The 1,894-nt window shown below is 64.0% G+C and carries 2 protein-coding genes; both read left to right on the top strand.

Annotation, left to right across the window (positions count from 1 at the left end):
- Positions 1-1,228 (top strand): NADH-quinone oxidoreductase subunit M (locus MUO23_11205; protein MCJ7513522.1); only part of this gene is annotated, 1,228 nt, incomplete at its 5' end.
- A gap of 63 nt (positions 1,229-1,291) precedes the next feature.
- Positions 1,292-1,894, top strand: a 603-nt coding sequence (locus MUO23_11200; protein MCJ7513521.1) for a hypothetical protein, incomplete at its 3' end; no start/stop codon positions are given.

The following is a 1,894-nucleotide window of genomic DNA, read 5'->3' as shown; positions in this document are numbered from 1 at the left end:
GTTCCTGCTGCTCGAGACCGGCATGCTGGGTGTGTTCGTGGCGCTTGATCTGTGGATGTTCTTCCTGTTCTGGGAAGTCGGCCTGGTCCCGATGTACTTCCTCATCAACCAGTGGGGCAGTGAGCACGGCGAGCGTGACCTCGGCGGCGGGCGCATGATGCAGGCCCGCACCTACGCTTCCTTCAAGTTCCTGATCTACACCATGGCCGGGTCGCTGGGTTTCTTGCTGGCCATCCAGCTGATCGGCGTGGCCGCCGGTACGTTCGACATGGTCGAGATCTTCAACCGTTGGACCACGTTGGATGCGGCCAGGGCGCTGACCAACCTGCCGATCGCCGTGCCGCTGGGGACGGTCAAGGCGCTGGCCTTCTGGGCGTTCGCCATCGCCTTCGCCATCAAGGTGCCGGTGTGGCCCTTCCACACCTGGCTGCCGGATGCGCATACCGAGGCGCCAACTCCGGGCTCGATGATACTGGCCGGCGTCATGCTCAAGCTGGGCGCCTACGGCTTCCTGCGCCTGGTGTTGCCGCTCTTCCCGGGAGAAGCGCGCCTGTATGCCGGGGTGCTGGCGCTGCTGGCGACGTTGGGAATCATTCTCGGGGCGTACGCTGCCTGGGCGCAGAGCGACTTCAAGCGGCTGGTCGCCTATTCGTCGGTCAACCACATGGGCTTCGTCGTCCTGGGAATCGCGGCCGCGGCTTTCGCCCAGGGAACGCTTGCAGCCGAGGATGCCGTGATCGCCGTCAATGGCGCCGTGCTGCAGATGTTCAACCATGGACTGTCGGCGGCGGGGATGTTCTTTCTGGTGGGCGTGCTGTACGAGCGAACTCATACCCGCGAGCTCGACGCCTACGGTGGGCTGTTCCCGCTGGCGCCGGTCTACGGCGGCATCCTGATCTTCACGGCCATGGCCTCACTTGGCCTGCCGGGTCTGAACGGCTTCGTGTCCGAGTTCATGGTCGTGCGGGGCGCCTGGCCGATCTTCACCCTGTTCACGGCCTTGTCGATGATCGGCTTGTTCTTCACCGGCGCCTACATCCTCAAGGGGATCCGCCAGGTGCTCCACGGGCCGGTCAATGAGAAGTGGGTCGGTGCCGGCCTCGAGATCACCCGCCGGGAGGTGTTGACCATGGCGCCGCTGCTGGCGCTGATCCTGGCCATCGGCATCTGGCCGGCGTGGATCGTGAGCGTAATCAACGATACCGTGTTGCGGCTGTTTGGCGGCTGAGGCCAGATGGACTGCGGCCGGGACCCGACGGAACGTCATCTCGAGCAGAGCTGAGAGTCGAGCATGGAATTTCCGATCCTGAGCTTCATCGTCTTCACCCCGATCGCGGCCGGGATGCTGCTGCTGGTCTTCCCGGCAGAGCGCAAGACCGAGATCCGCCTCACGGCGCTGGCGGCTGCTACCATCGCTCTGGGGCTGTCCTTGTGGGCCTTCCTGGCGTACGACCAGGCGGCCGGCGGCTATCAGTTCATCGAGAAATACAACTGGATCCCGGCGATCGGCGTCTCCTTCCACGTCGGCGTCGACGGGATGAACCTGCCGCTGGTCCTGTTGACCGGGGTGGTCATGTTCACCGGGGTGTTGATCTCGTGGGGCATGGACGATCGGCCACGCGAATTCTTCGCCTTCCTGTTCATCCTGGCCACCGGCGTGTTCGGGGTTTTTGTCGCCCTCGACCTGTTCATGCTGTTCTTCTTCTATGAGATTGCCGTGTTCCCGATGTACCTGCTGATCGCCATCTGGGGGTGGCAGGTGACGCGCGAGTATGCGGCCATGAAGCTGACGCTGTACTTGTTCATCGGCTCGGTCGTCGCCCTGGTCGGGGCGCTGGTGATGTACTACACCTCCGGCCTGCAGACCTTCGACATGCTGGCCCTGGAGCAGGCG

It is taken from the genome of Anaerolineales bacterium (assembly GCA_022866145.1).
Lineage (GTDB): Bacteria > Chloroflexota > Anaerolineae > Anaerolineales > E44-bin32 > PFL42.
This window is presented reverse-complemented; position numbering and strand designations above follow the sequence as displayed.